Source organism: Protofrankia sp. Cas4, from assembly GCF_963555915.1.
Lineage (GTDB): Bacteria > Actinomycetota > Actinomycetes > Frankiales > Frankiaceae > Protofrankia.
Genome location: NZ_CAUVXL010000085.1, coordinates 1 through 3,417, shown reverse-complemented (window position 1 = coordinate 3,417; position 3,417 = coordinate 1). Strand labels below are relative to the sequence as shown.

The 3,417-nt window shown below is 62.2% G+C and carries 3 protein-coding genes and 2 pseudogenes; 2 read left to right on the top strand and 3 right to left on the bottom strand.

Annotation, left to right across the window (positions count from 1 at the left end):
- Nucleotides 1–916 precede the first annotated feature (916 nt).
- Complete coding sequence (locus U9979_RS07995) at nucleotides 917–1,249, bottom strand: hypothetical protein (RefSeq protein WP_322778859.1); 333 nt, start codon at nucleotides 1,247–1,249, stop codon at nucleotides 917–919.
- A gap of 408 nt (nucleotides 1,250–1,657) precedes the next feature.
- Here U9979_RS07995 and U9979_RS07990 point away from each other — a divergent pair.
- A pseudogene (locus U9979_RS07990) lies at nucleotides 1,658–2,016 on the top strand (transposase); the annotation flags it as partial.
- Here U9979_RS07990 and U9979_RS07985 read toward each other — a convergent pair.
- Nucleotides 1,983–2,237, bottom strand: a pseudogene (locus U9979_RS07985) (DUF5615 family PIN-like protein); the annotation flags it as partial. The pseudogenes U9979_RS07990 and U9979_RS07985 sit on opposite strands and share 34 nt — an antisense overlap.
- 76 nt (nucleotides 2,238–2,313) lie before the next feature.
- Nucleotides 2,314–2,544, bottom strand: a complete 231-nt coding sequence (locus tag U9979_RS07980; protein WP_322751799.1) for a DUF433 domain-containing protein — start codon at nucleotides 2,542–2,544, stop codon at nucleotides 2,314–2,316.
- A 247-nt stretch (nucleotides 2,545–2,791) separates the two neighbouring features.
- Here U9979_RS07980 and U9979_RS07975 point away from each other — a divergent pair, with 247 nt between their 5' ends.
- The gene (locus tag U9979_RS07975; protein WP_322778858.1) at nucleotides 2,792–3,385 is read left to right on the top strand and encodes a site-specific integrase; all 594 of its coding nucleotides are present in this window, start codon (nucleotides 2,792–2,794) and stop codon (nucleotides 3,383–3,385) included.
- The last annotated feature ends 32 nt before the right edge of the window (nucleotides 3,386–3,417 follow it).

The following is a 3,417-nucleotide window of genomic DNA, read 5'->3' as shown; positions in this document are numbered from 1 at the left end:
GAGCCACTCCGGAGGATCAACAAACTCGACATCGCGGAAGGCTGCCGGCAACTCAGGCTCGTACACAGCGGGCCTCCTCGCTACCGGACTCCCCTCAAACGGTACCGCACCCCAGGGAGTATGGAACGTGACTGCGATCCGGTCGCCGTGACGGTTACTGTCAAGATCGAGAAAAAGCAACTACCTAAAGTGATAACAGCTGGTCAGGATGGGTGCGCCGCCAGGGACTTGAACCCCGAACCCGCAGATTAAGAGGAAAGAGCGGTTCGTTCGCCGATGTCCGCGGACGTCCGCCGCGTCGGCGCGACCTGCACTTGCCGTCCGCCGGCGTTCATACTCGTCCGCCAACGTCCGCCGGCTTGGGTACACCCATGGGTACATGGGGACGGATCAGAGCACGTACCGACACGGTCTACGCTACAAGCTTGGGAAACCTGTGCGGATACTGGCTCCGAACTGGGCGGACACGTTCCCGCCCTGGTCAACGGCGGTTCGGTACCCGCCACAGGACACCGATGGGACCACATGCCGACCGTCGCCACTGGCACGTGAATGGCACGCCCCCGGGTTTCGCTATCTGGCCGGTCCTCGGTCCGCCGTCCGTCGTCGTCCCTGGCCATCCACCACATCTGCTCAGAAGCTGTACCAGGCCCGCTTGTCCGCCTTCGGAGCATCGGCGGCGAGCAGAACCGGCTTCGTAGTGACTCGCGCTGGTGTGGCAGATGCGCGAGTGCTCCAGCCAGGTGGGCCGGACCGTCACCACTGAAACAAGACACCTACGCTCTACGAATGATCCGCACCTGCGCCCCCTCCCGTCCTACCCGTCGAACCGTGGCAGAGGCGACCGGGGCTCCGATGCGGCAGCGAGCTACGTCGGGACCAGTCCTTCGTACCATCCTCTCCTGGGGGCTAAATGTCATCGATCGTAGTTAATGTCGCGATCGGGATATTGACAAGCGTTGTAAGCGGTAGCTTGGTTTGGAGCTGGCAACAAGTAAAACGTCTCCAGAGAAAGAGCCAGTACCATGCTTTCTTTGGTTTCTCTGCCGCCAGCGAGTGCGTCATCATCGTCGGCCAACAGATAAACAACCCGCTTGGCATACATCGCTCCGATGTTAGGGCATTGGTTGAGGTGGCGAGTATCGCCACCGACGGAGGCGTCGTGTTTCAGATTTTCCAGCCCGACCAGTTCCGAGGGGGCATCGGTGGTCGCGTGGAGTTCTGTATTGGCGGGCCCGATGCCAACCATAGAACAGCTGGGCACATGACGACCTACCTCCCTGGCGTGAGGTTCAAACCATACGATCGGGACCGACATGATTCGATCGCTATCGTCGCAGGCAATACCGAGTTCATCTGCGAAGCCAACCAGCGAGAATATGTAATACTTGCAAGAGCATTTTCTTTCTCGCGTGGCCAACCGCTTTTTTTGATTGCGGGCCAGTCCGGTATTACCAATCTTGCTGCCGCATATTTCTTACGCTCCCAGTTCGATGTGCTACGCAGAGCGTACGGTGCTGATCGTAGATTCTGCCTTGTATTGCGAGTAGACCGGCCTGACGTCTATGGCCATGAGTCGGTTCACATCGCGAGCGACGTCACGGAAGTAGCGTTTGGTTCGTGACCGCCATTATACGAAGACATGAGCTCGCTCAACGGGCTCGTGCACCATTCTGACCGAGGATCACAGTACACGTCAATCCGCTACACCGAACGGCTCGTCGAAGCCTGCGCGACACCGTCCGTGGGCAGCGTCCGTGGGCAGCGTCCGTGGGCAGCGTCGGGGACTCGTACGACAATGCCCTGGCGGAGTCCGTCAACGGCATCTACAAGACCGAGCTGATCAATCGTAAAGGTCCGTGGCGGACGGTCGATGACGTCGATCTCGTGACATTCGAGTGGATCGACTGGTACAACCACCGCCGCATCCACAGCGGCTGCGGCGACATGCCGCCGGTCGAATTTGAATCGGCCTTCTATCTTCAGGACGAAGCTGCTGTGCTGGCCGAAGCGTAAGCATCCCGGTCTCTAAAGAACCCGGAACGGTTCAGTTCCGCCGGGCGTCGTCCGCCCTCGCGGCGGAAGAGGATGACGGACGGGCTGCCTGCCCCTGACTGCGCGAGGATGCCGCCGAAGTCGGTGTCCGCAGATACGAGCGTCCGGTCGTCCTGCCCGGCGAACGCGAGGACCTTTTCGTCGTCTGCTGCGCCGAGCCCGACGTCGCGCACGTGCAGGACGTCGTGTCCTGCCTAGCGCAGACCCTCGGCGAGGCTGTTGGACAGGTTGTTGTCGAGGAGGAACCGCACGTCGAGGTCAGGCGGGGATGACGAGGGGGAGCTGGCGTTCGAGTACCGCCTCGGCGGCAAACCGGAGGGCTTCGCGCACGTCTTCCCGGTTGAGGTCGGGCAGCTCTGTGGTGACCTCGTCGATGGTCATGCCATCCGCGATCATGCCGACGACGGTGGCAACCGGTATGCGGAGCCCACGTACGCATGGAACACCGCCCATCTGCGCGGGGTTCACGGTGATCCGAGTGAAGTGCACGGCGCCTCCTCTGTCACCTCCAGGATACGGCGATCACGTGCGGCAGTCCGTTGGCTCGGCGGGAGCTGCCTCGGGTAGCTCTGCTGTTCGGTCACGTCATGTCTAGCCGATGCTCGACCTTCTGCTATAAGACGATCAAAAGCCTCGCGCCCTTGGTGGGCTGCGGGGCCGAATCCAGCTCGACAAGCTCACTCCCCTCGACGTCCGACGCCTTGTCGCGGCGGCGAAGGCAGCCGGACTGTCTGCGGTGAGCGTCCGCCACGTGCACGGACTGATCCGTAACGCGCTCGCCGAAGCCGAACGGCTCGACCTCGTGCCCCGCAACGTCGCGAAAGCGGTACGCGCACCATCCGTCGCGCACAAGGACGTCCAGGTGCTGCGGCCCGAGGAAGCACGACGCCTCATGGAGGTTCTGCACGGTGACCGCCTGGAAGCGCTCTTCGCCTGTGGCCTGATGCTCGGTCTACGCCGTGGGGAGATCCACGGCCTGCGCTGGACCGATGTCAACCTTGACGGCGCAGTCCTCCACGTCCGCCAGAGCCTCCAGCGGGTCGACGGCTCCCTGACGTTCACGCCGGCGAAGACCGTCCGCTCACACCGGAAGCTACCGATCCCGGCCCGACTTATGGACCTGCTACGCCAACACCGGGTGATACAGGCGGGCGAACGGTTCGAACGCGGCGACTCCTGGACGGAAACGGGCCTGGTGTTCACCTCGTCGATCGGGACCCCGCTGGAACCACGGAACGTCAACCGCCGGTTCGATCAGCTTCGGGCAACGGCCGGACTCCCCTGGCTCCGCCTACACGATCTTCGTCATGCATTCGCCTCGATGCTGTAAATAGGCAGAGTTGCATCTGATGCAACATCCGA